Below are 17,577 nucleotides of genomic sequence, written 5' to 3' on the forward strand. Positions count from 1 at the left end.
TGACCCCACCAAAATCGCTATAAGATTATTTCAATAGTACCATAATGGTACTATTTATGCGTTTCGCCAAAATGGGCTAAACTGCTATAAGCGATCAGTTTTTGCAGCGAACAGGCACAGAGGCCGGCGTGACCCTACAGCACATTATTCTTCTGGCGATCGTTCAGGGGATCACCGAATTTCTTCCGATCAGCTCATCTGGCCATCTGGTTCTGGCCCCTGCCATCACCGGCAGTGCGGATCAGGGTTTATTGGTAGACGTTGCGGTGCATGTCGGCACTTTGGCCGCTGTTTTGATCTATTTTTGGCGTGATGTGTTTGCCATGCTTGCCGGATTCGTCCGGCTGTTTACCGGGCGAATCAACGCTGGTGCCCGCCTGGCCATCCATATCGTGCTGGCGACCATCCCGGTGATCGCTGTTGGATTCTATTTCAAGGTGTCCGGGATTGAAGAACAGCTGCGCTCTGTCGAAATCATCGCCTGGACGACGCTTGGCTTTGGGGTGTTGCTGTGGATTGCTGACAAGGTCGGCATGACGATCAACCGTCTTGAACATATGCGTTGGGGCGGTGCGTTGTTCATTGGCTTGGCCCAGGTCCTTGCGCTTGTACCCGGCACCAGTCGTTCGGGCATCACCATGACCGCAGCACGTTTCATGGGCTATGAGCGCTCGGACGCAGCACAGTTTTCGATGCTGATGTCGATCCCGGTAATTTTGGGTGCCGGATTGCTGGCAGGGATTGACCTGCAGCAGGCTGGCGATATCAACCTGACCGAGGACGTTCTGCTGGCAGCTGGCTTGTCGTTTATCACCGCCTTGATCGCCATTGCCCTTCTGATGAGCTGGTTGAAACGATCCAGCTTCACGCCGTTTGCGATCTATCGCATTTTGCTGGGCGGCGGGCTTCTGGTCTGGATTTATGTTTACGGTAGCACGCCCCTGCCCTTCATCGGTTAGGCCACACCCCCGACCATCCCCATTGTGATCCATAAACGAAGTGCCTGACATGTATCTGCGCCCCCTTGATCCGGTAACCGACGGCCCGGACCTGCACGTGATTTTTGGTGATGATGATTGTTGCCTTTGGCTGCCTGAGCCAGCCTTTCCCGATGTTGCAGCGACCATTGCAAAGCTGAAAAGCTGGAACGAGGGGTTTGAGGCAACCTCGTGGGTTGTGTGTGAAGTACCCGATGGACCCGCCCTTGGCCGTATTGCCCTTTATAATGCCGGGCACGACAAGGATATCTGGGAAGCAGCCTGCATGATCACACCGGCCGCGCGTGGACAGAACTATGCCGCACGCGGATTGGCAGCAGCAATCGATGATCTGTTTGCCACCACGTCAGCCCGCCGGGTCTTTGCCGATATCGACCCGGACAATCACGCATCGCAAAAGACGTTTGAAAAGCTGGGCTTTACCCGCGAGGGCATTTTACGCGGTGAATGGGAAACCCATATCGGCATCCGCGATTCGGTAATTTACGGATTGCTGCGCAGCGATCCGCGGCCCGATACCGATGGAAAACCGGAACTGCTTGACCGACGCCGTTAAAAGGCGCTGAGCAGTTCCGTGGTTTTAGGATCAAGGAAACCGGCAACCGTCGCATCGGTTTCAAGCTGCAAGGCGCGGTGCATATCTGATGTCGCAACCGAATTCAGCACACGCTTCATGGCGCGCACCGAAAGTTCGGGCAAATTGGCAAGATCGTTGGCGACTGTGCTTGCCTCTGCCATCAGATCGGCATCATCGACCACGCGCCAGGCAACACCGACTTCATGCAATTCCGCAGCATCATAGCGTTTGCCAAAGAACAGCATTTCACGCGCCTTGTTCAGACCGACAAGGGCGGGCAACAAGGCGGTCACCGCACCGGTGACAAACAGATTAAGCGACACTTCCGGGAAAAAGGCACGCGCCGAGCGCCCCCAGATCGGAAAGTCGCAATTGATCGCCCATTCAAATCCGCCACCAACAGCCCAGCCATTGATTGCGCCCACTACCGGTTTGGGACCCAGCGTGATGGCATGGGTGGCGCGCTGAATGGCGTTTACAAGGTCACGTGCCTCGCCCTCGGTTTCCGGGTGGACATGTTCGCGGCGGTCATCACCTGCACAGAATGCCTTGCCCGCACCGGTGAAAATGATCACCCGTGTTTCAGGGTCTGTATTGGCATCTTCGAACGCACGCGCAACATCATCAATCAGGCCACGGTTCATGGCATTCAGACTATCGGGGCGGTTCAGGGTGATGGTCCGAACGCCGTTCTCACCCAATTTGCTCAGAACAGTTTCATAGGTCATCTGGCTCATTCGTAGCTCCTGATCACGCGTTTGGTTTTGCCTTCTGTTACCGGGAAGGACCCGGCAGGCAGGATGGTCACCCGGGCAGTCGCGCCCAGCACCTTTTTGATTTCTTTTTCCACGGTTGCCGCCAGACCATCGGGAATATCCCCATTTTGGTCCTTGGCCATTTCGACCGATACGGGCAACACGTCATAAGGGGGTGGCTGGTCAAGCGGGATGCGGTAATCGCCAGACAGCTCGGCGAACTGGCCGATGACTGCCGCCACCATGCTGGGAAACAGATTAAGCCCGCGCACCACGACCATATCGTCTGACCGCCCGACCACCCGGAAGCGGAAACCGGTACAACCGCAGACGCATGGTTCGGTTTCATCAATCGCGATGATGTCACCGGACCGGAAGCGCACCAGTGGCTGACAATCGCGGATCAGATGGGTCAGAACCAGTTCGCCCTTCGCCCCGGCGCGCAATTCAAGTGGCGCGCCGGTGTCGGGATCAATCAGTTCGGGATAAAGAACATCGGACGCCAGAAAATGCAGGCGTGTGTCATGCGGGCATTGCGCCGCGAAATTGGAAAAGACATCGGACACGCCATAATTGGCATTGCGCGGTTCCATGCCCCAGACCGAGCGCAGTCGGTCGCGAAATGCCGGATCATCGAGCCCCGGCTCCCCGCCAAACAGGCCAAGTTCAAGACCAAGGTCACGCGGCTTGAGGCCGGGGAATTTTTCGGCAATCACGCGTTCCAGTACCGCCGGATAGGACGGCGTGCAGGAAATGGCGGTAATGCCGACTTCCTGAATGGTGCGCACCAGAAGTTCCGTGCCGCCAACCCCGAACGGCACGACCAGTGCGCCGGTTTCCTCAAGCGTCATGTGATCGGTCAGACCACCCATCCACATCTGATAATTCAGGCAATGCACGACAGTGTGGCCCGGTGTCAGGCCAGCCGTGCGATGGCTGCGCCCGCCGACGATCTGGGTGATTTTGGTATCCCGGTCGGACAGGGCAAGGTTCATCGCCTGCCCGGTGGTGCCCGATGTCCGATGCAGGCGCACGGCCTTGTCCCGGCCAGATGCCAGATAATTGCCAAACGGGGGATGATCGGCCTGTGACACGCGCAGCTGCGATTTGTCCGACAGCGGCAGCTCGGCAAGGTCGCGGATATCCTTGGGCGGTGCCTTGCCCTGCCACAGGTCGCGGTAGAGTGCGGAGTTTTGCGCAACATAATCGGCCTGGCTTGCCCAGGACGATTGAATGTGGGGTATCAGTTGATCGATGGGTGTTTTGTCCGCGTCGCGCACGACAGTCATGGTTCAAGCCCCCGTTGCCACAGCAGACTGAGGGTATCAATGACCGCATCCCGCCCCTGTGAAATGGTTACGAGTGTTGGATCCCCGATCAACAGCAACCCGGACAGATACTGATCGGTCATTCCCCCCAGCGCATAAGCGCGCCGCATCAGTTCTTCATGGCTGATGTCATTTTGTTTGCCGTCTTTTGCCAGTCGGTGCTCGATCCGCGAGACCACAGTGGTGATCCATTCGCGGTTCAGCTTCTGGAAGGCGTCCTGTGCTTCCGGGAAGCTTTCGATATTGTGCACCAGGCATTTCATCAGGCCGGGGTTCTGTTCAAACAACATGAAATAGGCCGCCGTGGTCGCACGGATGGACGCATCCGGATTGGCATCGGCCACCGCCAGCATGGCTTGTTGCACAAACCCGACAAAACCAAGGGTCAGGTCACTGACCAGAATGTGACGGTCGGGAAAGTAGATATAGAACGTGCCATGGGCGACCTTGGCCGCCTTGCAGATCGCGGACACTTTAAGATCAAACAGGCTTTCCCGATCAAGCAACTGGCAGGCGGCAACGCAGATTTCAGCACGCGTGCGTTCGCCTCGGCGCTGCCCCTGCGCAGCTTGGCGCAAAGCAACGGCATAGCTGAAGCTTTCGGGTCGATTGAAGTCAAAATCAGCTGCCGTTGAGGTCATATGCCGGGCCTGCCTTATTGATCATTTTATGAACATGACATCAATTTCATATTTTAGATCGCGCACAAGGTCAAGTCACCGCGAGGTTTTTCAAGGCGGGAAATTGCATTTCAAGTTTTGAACGGGGATCAGTCCTGCCAGATGGGGCCGCCGGACAGAACGATTTGCGCACGTGCCGGATCTTCGGGGGCATAGTCCGAATCCTCGACAAAGCGCATCAGAAAGGGTTCGTGCGACAGCAGAAATTCAAGGGCCCCAAGCTGCACTTCGTTTGACCCGATCCCGGCTTTGAGGTCATCCAACCCCATGCCGGTTTGCGCGATCAATCCCTGCAGCAATTCTTCATCGCTGGCGATATGAGCAATAGCGCGAATGGCCAGTGTTTCCGCTGCGTCCTTGTTCATGGTTTTGAATGCCTGCCTGAATGCGTTTTTATTTGAACCATTGGGCCTTGGACATGGCGCGCCAGATGACAAGACCGGCAACCACAATGACGCCTGCGGCAATCCCGCCAAGGCTATTGCCCGCCATCAGTACCAAGCCCCAGAAGCCAACCGTGCCAAAGCCGATTGCCAGACTAAGAAAGGCGGATTTGGTCAGGGTGTCCTGATTTTTCTGCGCCATTTCGGCGCGCTTGATTTCATCAACGATCTCATACCAGGCCAGTTGCTGCCAACGGGAATATTTCAGCCCCTTGCTTGGCCCTTTGCGCAGGAATTCATCAAGCTGCTTGACGATATTGGCCGCGCGTTCTTCGGGGGCAACATATTTGCCAATCCGTTCTTTCTTGCGCGGACCTTCGTCTTCTTCATCAGGTAGGGGCATGGGGGCCTGGCATGTGGTTGCGGCGAAGTGTCATGGATAGGCGACATCTGCTTTACATCCGGTAAACATCACCCTGTCTTGCGTTTCTGCCAGTGTCGCAGGAAAGCCTTTTCAATTTCGACCAGGACAAAGACGCTAGGCCCGATATCCGCGCCCACAGAATCAATCTGAACTGCGATGCAATCGAAGAATTAGTGCTGTAACATCATCCTTTGGCTTTAGCCTTGGATACTGCACGCAATTGATATCTTTCTCTTCAATTTTACGCAAATCCTCGTACAACTTCTCCAATCCAAACCTCAGAGCCGCTGAGAACAAAGACTTATCATCGTAAACTCCAAACGTATCACACAACCTATAGAAACCGTCTGAAGCAAGCATGACCGATCCAAGAGACTGAAGAGGTATCCGCTTTGTTCGTAATTTATCGGCAGATTCCGGGTCGACACTGATGATGCTATAACCGCCTTCTGAGTTCATCAGGGATCTATGCCTTCTTAAAACTGGCAGTATTTTCTGTCTAATCTCATCAAAATTGGCAGAGCTAGAAGCAAGACGTCTCACCTCGTCAATAACGAGGTTATCCAGCTTTTCCAGCCTAGTACCTTTGCCGAGTACTCGCATACCGTCAGATTTGTTGATGTGTATTTTACAATCCCCGACAACAGCTGCCTCTAAATACCCATTCTTCAAACGTGTAATTGCAAGACTCGCGGATGGGAGCTCATAGGGCTTTAGGCCAACCGGCAAATTCCTATCTTTAAAATCCTCATACACGGCCGAGAGAGCTTTTTTGACAATCTTTTTAAGTGACCAAGCACGATTGCTTGCCCAGCGTTCCAGCTCTCGATTAAGCAAGGAAACAAACCAGCTAGCGTCGCTACCTTGCTCAACGAGCATATTCCCGCCCAGACCAGTTGCACCATCTAAAACCCACGCCACATTTTCCACACCACCTAGAATATCTTCATTTACCTTCGACCATGGCTTGGATATCGAATCAGTGACACTCAGAAACATTCTCTCACGGAACCTCAAATCCAGCCTTCGCCGGACAACAAAATCGTTAAGTTAAAACAAGGGTGCAAAATAGTCATTTTGCTTGTTTCTCGATATCAGGCAGCTCGATCAACGCTGCTACTGCCCCTTCTGCACGACCGAATTCCGCATGAGAAACTATTGCAACAATAGAAATTATTATTGCAATAAGAACCATGAAAGCTGCACGACTCAAGTTGTCGATCCCGTGCACAATGAACGAAAATGCAGCAAATGAAAAAACCATAGCCGCCGTCAAAAACAAAATAACAACAATAGATTCTGAAACATTTATGTTCGCAGAAACGCTCACGCCAGAAACGACTAGCCCAATGACGCCAGCAAAAAAACCTACCGCTTCAATACTGGTCATTTTTGCTTTTTCAACATCACTCATAAATTTCTCAGAAATACTTTTGATGTTACCTTCAGCTTCACTGAGTTTTTTCGATATTTCGAATATTGCCTGTTGGTGTTTGATAGCGATTTTGACTGCTTGGTAATCCTGATACCGAATGAAATAGTCCTTCCCGCTTGAAGGTTCCAGATCAATCGCCTTTTCAATCGCCTTTTTCGCTTCTATGAAGTCACCGTTGAGCGAAAACAACCGGGCTTGCGTCGAGTAGAACTTTGGATAATCAGGGGTAAGCTTAAGTGCCTTAGCCAACCTTTCCAGCGCCTTTTCCAGCACACTTTCGCTGTTATGCGGTTTATCAAAGTCTTCCAAAAGTTGAGCCGCAGTTGCCGCATACGAATGCAGAACACCCGCATTATCAGAGATTTTGTCACAAGCTCTCTCTGCTGCAGACAAAGCTGCATGAAGATTTTCCGGCCCAAGCTGACTCAAAACCATAGACAACAAATGGTCATACGTCGGAAAATTCTTGAATTCGTGCTCATGCGTCAGAAGCGCGTTACGAGCTTTATTAATATGCTTATATCTACGAAGATATGTCACATACACGAAGAAAGCCGTATATCTAACCTTCTCATCTAAGGTATTGTTCTGGAATATTTTTTCCAAATGATCGCCACACACACCGAAGCACTGCTCTCCAGGCAACTTCGCGACCAAATCAGTAATAATGAGTTCGTAATTACGACTGCTCTCTTCCTCCAAAAGCGCGCAAAAATCACTGAACCTCTTGACTAGTAGACTTTTATCATCGTTCTCACATAAGTCTTTAGCAATCTCATTAACGTCAACAGTCATATCTTCAGTCATTGAGATCACCTCCAAAAAATAGTCTTCAATATTCCTTAGACTATAAAATACCCGTTCTGTCAGATTTCGCTTTTCAAGAGCCACACACCTCAAAATCTGCTCTTTCTCGCAGGCATTGGCCTTCTTCATGAAGCAAGGGTGTTAACACCATATGTGTTCTCGGTAGATGTGTCATGGATAGGCGACATCTGCTTTACATCCGGTAAACATCACCCTGTCTTGCGTTTCTGCCAGTGTCGCAGGAAAGCCTTTTCAATTTCGACCAGCACAAAGACGCTGAACCCGACCCCGACAGCTATAACCCAGCCAAGTGGCGGGATCGCGACGCTTTCAAACAGATACTGCATCGGCGGCGCATAGGTGTAGATCAACTGAAAAACCACAACCAGTGCGGCGGCAATCAGTACCGCCCGACTGCCAAAAAGACCCTTTCTGGTAAGGGCCGATGCGGTCAGGAAACGCGCATTGAAAAGATAGAACAACTCGAACATCACAAGCGTATTGACCGCCACCGTGCGGGAAACTTCCAGATCAGCACCCCGGTTCTGGAACCAGACAAAGACACCGAACGTCCCGGCCACTAGAATGAGCGAAACAAAAATCGTCCGCCAGATCAGAAATTCTGACAGCAGCGGCGCGTCCCGTCGGCGTGGTTGACGCTTCATGACGTTATCTTCCGCCGGTTCAAACGCAAGAGCGAGTGCGAGCGTCACCGCCGTGATCATATTGACCCACAGAATTTGCGGCGCGGTGATCGGCAGCAACTGCCCCAGAGCCAGCGCCATGACAATGGTCAGGGCCTCCCCGCCGCTGCTGGGCAGGATGAACAGGATCGATTTGACCAGATTGTCATAGACCGTGCGGCCTTCCTCCACCGCCGCAGCAATCGAGGCAAAATTGTCATCGACCAGCACCATCTCGGCGGCTTCCTTGGCGGCTTCGTTGCCCTTCTGGCCCATGGCAACGCCGACATCGGCACGCTTGAGTGCGGGGGCATCATTGACCCCGTCGCCGGTCATCGCGACAACATGACCTTCGGCCTGCAGGGCCTTGACCAGACGCAGTTTATGTTCGGGGCTGGTGCGGGCAAAAACGTGGGATTTTTGCGCCACATCCCGCAGGGCAGTGTCATCAAGCCCGTCAAGCTCGTGACCGCTGACCACGCGTTCGCCGTCGCCAAGACCGAGTTGCCGGGCAATCGCCGCGGCCGTTATCGCATGGTCGCCGGTGATCATTTTGACCGCAATGCCAGCAGCACGACATTTGGCAACCGCGGCGACGGCTTCATCGCGGGGCGGATCGACCAACCCGTAAAGCCCGATCAACACCAGATCCTGTTTGACGTCATCAAAGACCAGTTGGTGATGGCCGTTATGGGTGGGGCGAAATGCCAGTGCCAGAACCCGCTGACCATTTTCGGCCATTTCCTGCATCCGGGCTTCCCAATAGGGACGATCAAGGACCTCCTGAAATTCCGGCCCGCCCTGAGTGCTGCACATGCCAAGAATACGTTCGGGCGCGCCTTTGACATAGATGAAGCCATGACCTTCGGCATGATGATGCAAGGTCGCCATGAAGCGATGTTCGGATTCAAACGGGATGACATCGTGGCGCGGCAAGGTGCGGTTTTCGGCACTTGGTTCGAGTTCCGCCTTCATGGCAAGCGCCACCAGCGCGCCTTCGGTCGGATCACCATCAACCGACCATTGGCCGTCCGTTTCATGCAGACCGGCATCACTGCACAGCAACGCGCCGCGCGCCATTTCGGTCAATCCCGGATGATCATCCAGCGTGACTGGTTTGCCATCCAGCTCAAAACCGCCTTCCGGGCGATATCCTGTGCCGGTAACAGCATAAAGGTGCTTGCCGGTGGCAAGCGACTGCACGGTCATTTCATTGCGGGTCAGCGTCCCGGTCTTGTCCGAACAAATCACACTGACCGATCCCAGCGCCTCGACCACGGGCAGACGGCGAATGATTGCACGCCGTGACGCCATACGCTGCACGCCGGTAGCAAGCGCAATGGTCATGATGGCGGGCAGGCCTTCGGGGATGGCCGCCACGGCCAGTGCGACCGCGCCAACGAACATGTCGGCCGCCGCCCTGCCATGCACCCAGACGCCAATGACAAAGGTGACAAAGGCAACCGCCATAATCGCCGCACTCAGCTTGCGCCCGAAGGTCGACATTTGCCGCAAAAGCGGTGTGGTGAGTGTCGTGACTTCGGACAGCAGCGCACTGATACGTCCGATTTCGGTTTTGGCGCCCGTGGCAACAACCACGCCACAGCCCTGCCCATGAGTAACCATGGTGCCGGAATAGGCCATGGAAAAACGATCCCCCAGTGCTGCGTCCTCTGCCACCGGGGAAACCGCCTTGTCGACGGGGACAGATTCGCCGGTCAGGATGGCTTCCTGAATTTGCAGGCCCTTGACCCGGATCAGGCGCAGGTCGGCAGGCACCTTGTCGCCCGATTGCAGATGGACGATGTCGCCGGGTACCACATCCTCGGCGGGGATTTCGGTTTTGCGTCCGCCGCGTTCGACGATGGCGGCCAGCGACAGCATATTGCGGATCGCCTCAAGCGCGCTTTCTGCCCGGCCTTCCTGAACAAATCCGATGATGGCATTGATCACCACCACCGCCAGAATAACGGAAGTATCCACCCAATGCGCCAAAGCCGCCGTGACCACAGCCGCCAGCAGCAGGACATAAATCAGCACATTGTTGAACTGGCCAAGAAACCGGATCAGCGGCCCGCGTCGGCGCGGCGGTTCCAGCCGGTTGGCACCATATTGCGCCAGACGTTCTAATGCTTCATGCGCATCAAGTCCTTGCGCGCTTGTTTGGAAGTTATCCAGAGATTGCTGGGCAGGCAAAGCGTGCCATACCGGGTCTTTTTGCTCCGGGTTCTTTGAAATCCTGGCGGGTTTGGCGGCGACGTTGTTCATGGCAATGCTGACCTGTTGGTGGCGTTTTCAGCACATCACAAATCATGCCGCACCGCAACATTACTTGCAAGAAGTCATAAACCAATCATCAGGTTACAACAAACACGGTGGCGGCAATCACACCAATGGCAATCAGATGGATCATCATCGTTCTCCTGCATTCATGAAGTGAGAAACATCCACGGCAAACCGGCGCATGGAAGCTTGCAGGATGAAAAACAAAGCAGGGGATATGATGACGGGAATTCGGCAATTTGGTGCCGGGACCCAAAAAGTGGTCCATCAACTGATGCGCTGGTGCGGGCGGCCGGACTTGAACCGGCAAAGCCTTAGGGCTGACGGATTTTAAGTCCGCTGCGTTTACCAATTTCGCCACGCCCGCGACGCGCGTTGGAACCGGCCAAAGCCGATGAAAAGCGTTCTAGCGCGGCTTGGTTTTTGACGCAACATTCTATTGGCCCGGATGGCAACCTTTGCGGCCCAGACATCAATGGGGCAGAACTGCCCGTCTTTCTCCACATTCCCTGCATTTTCCTTTGTCAGGTTAGGGCCAGGTCACATTAGTTTGGTTTAAATGGTTGACCGGATTTGTGCGGATACGCGGAGCAAAGCAGCAGGAAGATACTTATCTTTCAATGCTTTGCGACAAAGTAGCCCGTGCAAATCCGGTTAATCCGAAGGACAGACGTTATGTTTGCGAACTCCTGCGTCAAATCCCTTGGCCGGGATGCCGACCCGCTCTACGGGCTTTTCCTCGGGTTTCACAAACATAACGTCTGCCATTCAAATCAAACTAATGAGGCCTGACCCTAATCACTGACCAGAACAGAGATGTTTAACGTCAGATGCACAAGCCCTTTCAAACCGCCGTGATTGCCACGGTCTGTCTGGCGGCCATTACGTATGTCCTGCGCCGCGAGACAAACCAGCCGCCCATCATACCGCAGGCCCTTGCCCGCGATGATGTCGCGCGGCCCGATGCCCCGGTTTTGCGCAATGAAACAACCACCCGCATGGAAAACCAGCGTCGGCATATGAACCGGCTTTATGACAAGATGGATGAAGACCTTTATGACAGCAGGCTCGCCCCGCTTCTGTCCGAAAGCTTCCTTGCCCCGCCGCAACAGGCCACCGAACATCTGCAATTTGGTTCCGGCACACCAACAGCAAGCGAAATTCTGGCCGGTCGCAGCGCGTTGTCATCGCTGGCGCGCAGGATTGATTTTGACAGTGCAGCGGGCACCTTCCCCACACAGTCACGTAGTGCGCGCAGCCCGATCAGCATCTGGCTTGCGGGCAATCATGCCGAACTTGAAAACCGCATCACCGGATCGGGGTATGATCCGGGTTTGAGTGGCGATACGCTATCAATTGATAGCGGCGTTGATTACCTGATTGATGACGGGCTTGTCATTGGCATGGGGGTTGGCTGGGGCAGCACGGTTGGTGAATCAAGCACCCGCCAGTTGCGCTACCGCGAAAACAACCTGGCGCTTTCGCCCTATTTCGTATCACGGGTGACCGACTGGTTTAACCTGCGCGGCAGCATCAGCCTTGGCCAAAGCACCATCAACCAATCCCCGATTGGTGTTGTTCCCGATGATCTGCGCTATGCCGAGACACTTGAAAGTACGAGCATTGCCAACAGCATCGGCTTTGGCACCAGTTATGAATTTGGCGCCTTACCCCTTAGCATCCAGCTTGATGGCGACATGATCACGGCGCGCGAAGTTGTCGATGCCGCGCGCGCCACCAATGGCGGGCTTGTGCCCGGAAGCATTGCCACCACGCAGCTTTTTGATGCCTCTGTCGAGGCCCGCTATCGCCTTGCGCTGGGTCACCACGAAATCATTCCGTTTGCAGGCCAAGACGAAACCATCTCGTTGCTTAATCAGAATTACGGGCGCAGCGGATCGACGCGATATTATGCCGGAACCGACTATGCCTATGATCCGTTGAATTTTGATCTCAGCCTTCAGGGCTTTCGCGATGTTGCCACGGGAGCCGAGGACATTACCGGTATTCGATCAGAGTTCTCCCTGATCCATGACGTTGCGCGATCCTCGATGACGCTTGAACCGTTTGTCAGCATCGAAAGTACTAATCTATATCTCGACACCGGGGGTGGCATTAGCCAGCAATGGGGCCGTTATCCTGCCAGTGTCCGTTTCGAGCTGCGGCGAAAACTGACCTATGAAGTGGCGCACGGGAATTATACCGGCCTTCTGTCCATAGACGTGCCGTTCTAATCGGCCCCGGCACCATGTCGCGCAAAAAGCGATGGCAATTGGTTGGCGAGATCATCTTGCTATTGGCGATAGCGGTGCTGACAGGTAGGGTGCAAAACAATTGAGAATTACCCCGCATTTCATCAGGCCCACGCCATGACCCAACAAGATCAAGTTGCCGTAGACGATGCCCAAGACACGGACCTGACGCCGCCGGTTTTTGACCAGGCTTTCCAGAAGCAGTTCATCAACCTGTTGCTGTGGCGGCGCGATGTCCGGCGTTTTCGCACTGACCCGATCCCGCAAGACGATATCGACGACCTGATCAAGGAAGCCTGCCTTGCGCCGTCCGTCGGCAATTGTCAGCCATGGCGCTTTGTGAAGGTCAATGATCCGAAACGTCGCAAACTGATCCGCGACAGTTTCGAGCGGGCCAATGACGAGGCGCTTAATGACTATCACGGCGAACGCGCCAAGCTCTATGCATCGCTGAAGCTTCAGGGCATGGATCAGGCCCCGGTACAACTGGCCGTCTTTGCCGACGAGGAAACCGAAGCAGGCATGGGGCTGGGTCGCAAAACCATGCCCGAGATGCTGGATTATTCGGCCGTCGCGGCAGTCCAGTTGCTTTGGCTGGCCGCGCGCGTCAAGGGCATTGGCGTTGGCTGGGTTTCGATCCTTGAACCGGATGTTGTGGGCAAAACGCTTGATGTGCCCGACCACTGGCGCCTGATTGCCTATCTGTGCATTGGCTATCCGGAACAGGATCACGTCGTGCCCGAACTGGTGCGCGAAGGCTGGCAGGATCGCATTGATCCCGATGCCCTGACACTTGAACGATAGGAAGACCAAATGTCCGGTGCGGAAAGCGAACAGAACACGTCCGAACAGCCGCCGAAAAAGAAGGGGCCATCAAGCGGGGTCTATTTCAAGATTTTCGGCTATATCCTGACCGCGGGTTGGATCGGGTTCGTGCTGGCAGCATCGGGTGGGGAATCGAGCCACCCGCTTTTTGACTATATCTTTATCGTGCCGCTGGCAGGCTGGATCATCGGCATGCTGGTTGCGCGCTTCATCGCCAAGAAGTCAGAGACCAATCCGTCCTGATCGCGCGCACCTCAACCAACGAAAAAAGGCGCCGTTGATCGGCGCCTTTTTTATTTGTAGTCGTTGTCATTGCGGTTGCGCGTGCGCTCATCGCGGTAGCGGTCATCATCGGAAAAACCGCCCATGGTCATGATCCCGATCCCCAGACTGATGCTGCCAAAGGTCACAAACAGACCGAAAAACAGCAGGAAGATGAAGATCGGCGCATCGCGCGACGACATGGCAAGCGTGTAGATCCCGCCAATATCGAAAAACAGAACCAGTGCGCCGAACACCAGCGCGCCAAATCCGCCATAGGCGGTGTGTTCAATCATGAACTTCACGATGGAGCGCGCTTCGCGGGCGGCCAGACTGTTGCGCGCATCATCGTGCGGATCGTGGTTTTGCTCGGTCATGTTGTCTTCCCGTCAAAAGGTCAGAACAATTCTAGACACGGCGCACGATGATTGCGTTGACCAAACGCAATCCACTATTGGCAGGACATGCTTGATCAAACAGCGCCGGTATCTTCGATGACATCCTTGCCGCCTTCGATGATGGCAAGGCGGATGCGATCAGATGCCTGATTGACGTCATCGTGGCTTTCGCCACGCACGACCAATGTGGTGCCAAGTTTGCCTTCGCGCAGGAACGGATAGGACCCGATATCGGTTTCCGGGAAGTCACCCTGAATTTCCGCCAGTACCTTGGCAATCGTGCCTTCGGGGATATAACCACCGACCGAGCGTGATACCATCGGCTTGCCACCGATCAGCTGATGTTTGATGCCCTGGAACATCGCCTGCATGATCATGGGTACGCCAGCCATGACATAGACATTTTCCATGCGGAAACCCGGTGCCTTGGAAATCGGATTTTGGATCAGTTCCGCCCCGACCGGAATACGCGCCATGCGCAAACGCGCCTCATTAAGGTCTTCGGGGTTTTCGTAGTGGCTTTTAAGCAAGGCGTGGGCGTCGGCATTAAGCTCAATCTCAACGCCAAACGCCTTGGCAACGCATTCGGACGTGATGTCATCATGGGTCGGGCCAATCCCGCCGGTGGTAAAGACGTAATCAAACGCCGCCCGGCATTCGTTAACCGTGGCAATGATGGTGTCTTCGATATCCGGAATGACGCGGGTTTCGGCCAATCGAACGCCAAGCTTGTTCAGTTCCTCTGCCAGATAGGGCAGATTCTTGTCATGGGTGCGGCCAGACAGGATTTCATTGCCGATAATAATCAGACAGGCACGGACCGGATCAGACATCATATCCCCACAACTTCATTCAAATTCTTATGCCCAAGCCATACGCTGCAAACGCGCCAGTGGCTCACAGGAAATCGCGCAGCATCGCCACAAGCGGCACATCGGCCGGCGGCATCGGGTAATCCCCCAGACGTACCGGGCGTACCCATTTGACCTGCTGACCTTCCATCGGGGTGATTTCACCCTTCCAGACGCGACACAGATAAAGCGGCATCATCAGATGGAAGTCATCATAGGTGAACGACGCAAAGGTAAACGGGGCCAGGCAGCTTTCGGTGATATCAATGCCGAGCTCTTCTTTCAGCTCACGCACCAGCGCCATTTCAGGCGTTTCACCCGCCTCGACCTTGCCACCAGGAAACTCCCAGAGGCCTGCCATGGATTTGCCTTCAGGCCGCTGGGCGATCAGCACGCGATGATCGATATCGACCAATGCCACCGCACTGACGAACACGGTTTTTTCCGGGGTTTTGCCCTGGCGCAGGTCAACCGACATGCAGCCTTTATCTGGTTGTTGTATTGTCATGGCACTGTTTTATCGCGCCATTAAACCTTCGCCAAGTGCAGAAAGCACGCTGACATCACACTTCGATATCGTCGGGCGGCAATCCTTGCAAAAAGCGATCATACGCGGCCTCAAAGCCTGCTTCGAGATCGCGGGTATAGCCTTCCGAGTCAAACAGCGGGCAGGTCTTGATCTGTTCTTGCAACTTCTGCTTCAACGCGATGGTTTTTTCAGGATGCAAAGCCAGATCAAGGGCAATGGCCTCATATTCGGCCTCATCCTTGGCAATAAGCTCCGGCAAGTTTGCCGCAGTCAGGATACTAGCCGCCACACGAGCAGCAAATTGCTCACCGGGCAGGGTTACAAGCGGCAGGCCGGCCCACAACGCATCACTCGCGGTCGTGTGGGCGTTGACGTTAAAGGTATCAAGGAACAGGTCCGCGTGCTTATGGCGTGCGAGATGTTCTGCCTCAGGCAAGTGACCTGCGAAAACAAGCCGGTTTGGATCAATGCCGCGTGCCTTTGTTTCCTCGCGAAGGTTTATCACCGCATCGTCATTGCCCTGGAACAGCCAAAGGACTGAACCTTCAACCTTATCCAACAAGCGCATCCATATATCAAATTCACGCGGTGAAATCTTGTAGCAGGCATTAAACGAGCAGAACACGAAACCATCCTCGGGCAGGCCAAGTTCCGTGCGGGTTTGTGTATTTTCCGGATATACCCTTCCACCGTCATTTGGCTGGTAACAATGCGGCATGTAGATGATTTTTTCGGCGTAGGCATCTCTCTGCGCATCGGGAATCACGGTGTGATCGGCAACAAGATAATCAATACAATTCGTTCCCAAAGTTCCCGGATAGCCAACATAATTCACTTGGAGTGGTGCCATTCGATGCGCAAACAGCCGCGGGCGGGCAAATTGGGTATAGCCCTTGAGATCGATCGCAATATCAATGCCCTGTGCACGCGCGTGTCGGACAATCTCATCATCCGAGGCACTCTGCACATCCCAATTCTTATCGACCATTTTCTGAAGCTTGCTGCGTCGCCAACCCTCGGTGATATTGCCGTAACTATAAGCGTGAATTTCAAACCGGTCTTTGTCATGCAACGCCAACAGTCCCATCATTAGAGAAAGAGTCGCATGATTATGAAAATCGGCCGAAAAGTAGCCGATTTTAAGCTTTTTCGGGCGAGAAGCTGGACGCTGGAACGTTGGCGGCTGGTTTTTAACGACATAGTCCAGTGACCGGATTTCCGATCGCTTGCGCTGCGCGAGTGGATCATCTTCGAAATGCAGCATCGAAAATGGCGAAATTGAATTTCCTGGTCGTCCCAATGGCTTGGTGATGCGCAATTCAGGCGGCAATGGCGACCAATCACAGATTTGCGCCCGCACATAGAGATATTCGCCAAGGGCAGACATATCATCCGGCTTGAGCTGTACGGCTTTTTCAAATGCCTGCTTTGCGGCGGCATGCTTCCTTCTGCGATAGAAGATGATGGCAAGATTATTATAAGCGCCGCTTAGGTCTGGTTGTTTCTGGATGGCGCGAACACAGAACGGCTCAGCCTCATCAAGACGGCGCAAAGAAATCAGAATACCCGCGATGCTGTTGAGTAAACCACCGTTTTCCGGATCAAGATAGCTGGCATTTTGAAAGGCTTTGAGTGCGAGTTCCAACCTGTTCTGGGCATAAAACAAGGTCGCAAGATTAACCCATGCCACACCGAAATTTTTATCAATTTCAATTGCTTTGCGCAGATATCTCTCTGCTTCAACTGGCTGGTTATCCTGGAAACAGGCCGTCCCCAGAAGGTTCCAGACCGGGGCGTTATCGGGCAACTTTTCGACAATCTGCTGAGCAAGGGCAATGCCGTTTGCGAGTTCACCCCGTTCAATCAATTTTCGGGCCGTTGTGTAGTCGTCCTGAACCTCATCAGCGTCGGCAGATACAGATGAGCGCAGCTTCTCTAGCATAGCCTGTGCACGTGTGTTTTTTGGGAAGTCCTGAAGAAACAACTCGTACAGTTTTATGGCTTCGCCGGTCTGGCCGTTGGCTTCCAGTTTTTTCGCACGTCTGGACACCTGATTGAATGAAGACACCTTACCCAACTTTTTCCTCTCACAATATGGCGGTGAGTCT

At 54.1% G+C, this 17,577-nt stretch carries 18 protein-coding genes and 1 tRNA gene; 6 read left to right on the plus strand and 13 right to left on the minus strand.

The genetic code is table 11. The features are described from left to right. The first annotated feature begins 128 nt into the window (after positions 1 to 128). Both HED22_RS08470 and HED22_RS08475 read left to right on the plus strand, forming a co-directional pair. A complete protein-coding gene (locus HED22_RS08470) occupies positions 129 to 959 on the plus strand; it encodes an undecaprenyl-diphosphate phosphatase (RefSeq protein ID WP_167721097.1) in 831 nt (276 codons plus the stop codon). A gap of 49 nt (positions 960 to 1,008) precedes the next feature. Beyond that, complete coding sequence (locus tag HED22_RS08475) at positions 1,009 to 1,554, plus strand: GNAT family N-acetyltransferase (RefSeq protein WP_167721098.1); 546 nt, start codon at positions 1,009 to 1,011, stop codon at positions 1,552 to 1,554. On the opposite strand, the gene HED22_RS08480 is transcribed toward HED22_RS08475, so the two are convergent. The 8 genes from HED22_RS08480 to HED22_RS08515 all read right to left on the minus strand — a co-directional run bounded on the left by HED22_RS08480 (position 1,551) and on the right by HED22_RS08515 (position 10,338). Then, the gene (locus HED22_RS08480) at positions 1,551 to 2,312 is read right to left on the minus strand and encodes an enoyl-CoA hydratase/isomerase family protein (RefSeq protein ID WP_167721100.1); all 762 of its coding nucleotides are present in this window, start codon (positions 2,310 to 2,312) and stop codon (positions 1,551 to 1,553) included. The genes HED22_RS08475 and HED22_RS08480 overlap by 4 nt on opposite strands. Further along, positions 2,309 to 3,619, minus strand: coding sequence for a phenylacetate--CoA ligase family protein (locus HED22_RS08485; RefSeq protein WP_167721102.1), 1,311 nt, complete (start codon positions 3,617 to 3,619; stop codon positions 2,309 to 2,311). The genes HED22_RS08480 and HED22_RS08485 overlap by 4 nt, the downstream gene beginning before the upstream one ends. After that, a complete protein-coding gene (locus HED22_RS08490; RefSeq protein ID WP_167721103.1) occupies positions 3,616 to 4,299 on the minus strand; it encodes a TetR/AcrR family transcriptional regulator in 684 nt (227 codons plus the stop codon). Before HED22_RS08490 ends, HED22_RS08485 begins: the two co-directional genes overlap by 4 nt. Positions 4,300 to 4,427: 128 nt before the next feature. Next, positions 4,428 to 4,703 (minus strand): DUF3572 domain-containing protein, encoded by a 276-nt coding sequence (locus HED22_RS08495; RefSeq protein WP_167721104.1) that lies wholly within the window; start codon positions 4,701 to 4,703, stop codon positions 4,428 to 4,430. A gap of 28 nt (positions 4,704 to 4,731) precedes the next feature. Next, entirely contained in the window at positions 4,732 to 5,124 is a 393-nt protein-coding gene (locus tag HED22_RS08500; RefSeq protein WP_167721105.1) for a hypothetical protein, read from the minus strand. A 162-nt stretch (positions 5,125 to 5,286) separates the two neighbouring features. Further along, positions 5,287 to 6,144 carry a protein phosphatase 2C domain-containing protein gene (locus HED22_RS08505; RefSeq protein ID WP_167721106.1) on the minus strand — a complete coding sequence of 286 codons (858 nt, stop codon included), beginning with the start codon at positions 6,142 to 6,144 and terminating at the stop codon, positions 5,287 to 5,289. A 73-nt stretch (positions 6,145 to 6,217) separates the two neighbouring features. Next, positions 6,218 to 7,387, minus strand: a complete 1,170-nt coding sequence (locus HED22_RS08510) for a hypothetical protein (RefSeq protein ID WP_167721107.1) — start codon at positions 7,385 to 7,387, stop codon at positions 6,218 to 6,220. Positions 7,388 to 7,596: 209 nt separating this feature from the next. Next, on the minus strand, positions 7,597 to 10,338 hold the full coding sequence (locus HED22_RS08515; RefSeq protein ID WP_167721108.1) for a cation-transporting P-type ATPase: 2,742 nt from the start codon (positions 10,336 to 10,338) through the stop codon (positions 7,597 to 7,599). On the opposite strand from HED22_RS08515, the gene HED22_RS08520 reads away from it, so the two are divergent. Beyond that, a complete protein-coding gene (locus HED22_RS08520; protein ID WP_167721109.1) occupies positions 10,337 to 10,510 on the plus strand; it encodes a hypothetical protein in 174 nt (57 codons plus the stop codon). The genes HED22_RS08515 and HED22_RS08520 overlap by 2 nt on opposite strands. Positions 10,511 to 10,633: 123 nt before the next feature. Here the strand turns inward: HED22_RS08520 and HED22_RS08525 are convergent. Continuing rightward, a tRNA-Leu gene (locus HED22_RS08525) sits at positions 10,634 to 10,720 on the minus strand. A gap of 463 nt (positions 10,721 to 11,183) precedes the next feature. On the opposite strand from HED22_RS08525, the gene HED22_RS08530 reads away from it, so the two are divergent. From HED22_RS08530 to HED22_RS08540, 3 genes are all read left to right on the plus strand, one after another. After that, positions 11,184 to 12,587 carry an autotransporter domain-containing protein gene (locus HED22_RS08530; protein ID WP_175581167.1) on the plus strand — a complete coding sequence of 468 codons (1,404 nt, stop codon included), beginning with the start codon at positions 11,184 to 11,186 and terminating at the stop codon, positions 12,585 to 12,587. A gap of 135 nt (positions 12,588 to 12,722) precedes the next feature. After that, positions 12,723 to 13,409: a 5,6-dimethylbenzimidazole synthase gene (gene bluB, locus HED22_RS08535; RefSeq protein ID WP_175581168.1), complete on the plus strand. Its 687-nt coding sequence runs from the start codon at positions 12,723 to 12,725 to the stop codon at positions 13,407 to 13,409. A gap of 9 nt (positions 13,410 to 13,418) precedes the next feature. After that, entirely contained in the window at positions 13,419 to 13,673 is a 255-nt protein-coding gene (locus HED22_RS08540) for a hypothetical protein (RefSeq protein ID WP_167721111.1), read from the plus strand. 50 nt (positions 13,674 to 13,723) lie between these two features. Here HED22_RS08540 and HED22_RS08545 read toward each other — a convergent pair whose 3' ends face one another. The 4 genes from HED22_RS08545 to HED22_RS08560 all read right to left on the minus strand — a co-directional run bounded on the left by HED22_RS08545 (position 13,724) and on the right by HED22_RS08560 (position 17,537). After that, a complete protein-coding gene (locus HED22_RS08545; protein WP_167721114.1) occupies positions 13,724 to 14,068 on the minus strand; it encodes a hypothetical protein in 345 nt (114 codons plus the stop codon). Positions 14,069 to 14,163: 95 nt separating this feature from the next. Continuing rightward, complete coding sequence (locus tag HED22_RS08550; RefSeq protein ID WP_254869854.1) at positions 14,164 to 14,922, minus strand: molybdopterin-binding protein; 759 nt, start codon at positions 14,920 to 14,922, stop codon at positions 14,164 to 14,166. Between the two features lie 64 nt (positions 14,923 to 14,986). Next, positions 14,987 to 15,418 carry an 8-oxo-dGTP diphosphatase MutT gene (gene mutT / locus HED22_RS08555; RefSeq protein WP_167721117.1) on the minus strand — a complete coding sequence of 144 codons (432 nt, stop codon included), beginning with the start codon at positions 15,416 to 15,418 and terminating at the stop codon, positions 14,987 to 14,989. Between the two features lie 85 nt (positions 15,419 to 15,503). Then, the gene (locus HED22_RS08560; RefSeq protein ID WP_167721119.1) at positions 15,504 to 17,537 is read right to left on the minus strand and encodes a tetratricopeptide repeat protein; all 2,034 of its coding nucleotides are present in this window, start codon (positions 17,535 to 17,537) and stop codon (positions 15,504 to 15,506) included. Positions 17,538 to 17,577 lie beyond the last annotated feature (40 nt).

This window comes from Thalassospira sp. HF15 (assembly GCF_011806525.1).
Lineage (GTDB): Bacteria > Pseudomonadota > Alphaproteobacteria > Rhodospirillales > Thalassospiraceae > Thalassospira.

What these genes read in the sequence shown, in the direction of transcription:
- HED22_RS08520 (WP_167721109.1), top strand. Translation starts at nt 10,337, where the DNA reads ATGGCAATGCTGACCTGTTGGTGGCGTTTTCAGCACATCACAAATCAT.
- HED22_RS08500 (WP_167721105.1), bottom strand. Translation starts at nt 5,124, where the DNA reads ATGCCCCTACCTGATGAAGAAGACGAAGGTCCGCGCAAGAAAGAACGG.
- HED22_RS08505 (WP_167721106.1), bottom strand. Translation starts at nt 6,144, where the DNA reads ATGTTTCTGAGTGTCACTGATTCGATATCCAAGCCATGGTCGAAGGTA.
- HED22_RS08515 (WP_167721108.1), bottom strand. Translation starts at nt 10,338, where the DNA reads ATGAACAACGTCGCCGCCAAACCCGCCAGGATTTCAAAGAACCCGGAG.
- HED22_RS08545 (WP_167721114.1), bottom strand. Translation starts at nt 14,068, where the DNA reads ATGACCGAGCAAAACCACGATCCGCACGATGATGCGCGCAACAGTCTG.
- HED22_RS08540 (WP_167721111.1), top strand. Translation starts at nt 13,419, where the DNA reads ATGTCCGGTGCGGAAAGCGAACAGAACACGTCCGAACAGCCGCCGAAA.
- HED22_RS08495 (WP_167721104.1), bottom strand. Translation starts at nt 4,703, where the DNA reads ATGAACAAGGACGCAGCGGAAACACTGGCCATTCGCGCTATTGCTCAT.
- HED22_RS08530 (WP_175581167.1), top strand. Translation starts at nt 11,184, where the DNA reads ATGCACAAGCCCTTTCAAACCGCCGTGATTGCCACGGTCTGTCTGGCG.
- HED22_RS08510 (WP_167721107.1), bottom strand. Translation starts at nt 7,387, where the DNA reads ATGACTGAAGATATGACTGTTGACGTTAATGAGATTGCTAAAGACTTA.
- HED22_RS08490 (WP_167721103.1), bottom strand. Translation starts at nt 4,299, where the DNA reads ATGACCTCAACGGCAGCTGATTTTGACTTCAATCGACCCGAAAGCTTC.
- HED22_RS08550 (WP_254869854.1), bottom strand. Translation starts at nt 14,922, where the DNA reads ATGTCTGATCCGGTCCGTGCCTGTCTGATTATTATCGGCAATGAAATC.
- HED22_RS08475 (WP_167721098.1), top strand. Translation starts at nt 1,009, where the DNA reads ATGTATCTGCGCCCCCTTGATCCGGTAACCGACGGCCCGGACCTGCAC.
- HED22_RS08485 (WP_167721102.1), bottom strand. Translation starts at nt 3,619, where the DNA reads ATGACTGTCGTGCGCGACGCGGACAAAACACCCATCGATCAACTGATA.
- HED22_RS08480 (WP_167721100.1), bottom strand. Translation starts at nt 2,312, where the DNA reads ATGAGCCAGATGACCTATGAAACTGTTCTGAGCAAATTGGGTGAGAAC.
- mutT (WP_167721117.1), bottom strand. Translation starts at nt 15,418, where the DNA reads ATGTCGGTTGACCTGCGCCAGGGCAAAACCCCGGAAAAAACCGTGTTC.
- bluB (WP_175581168.1), top strand. Translation starts at nt 12,723, where the DNA reads ATGACCCAACAAGATCAAGTTGCCGTAGACGATGCCCAAGACACGGAC.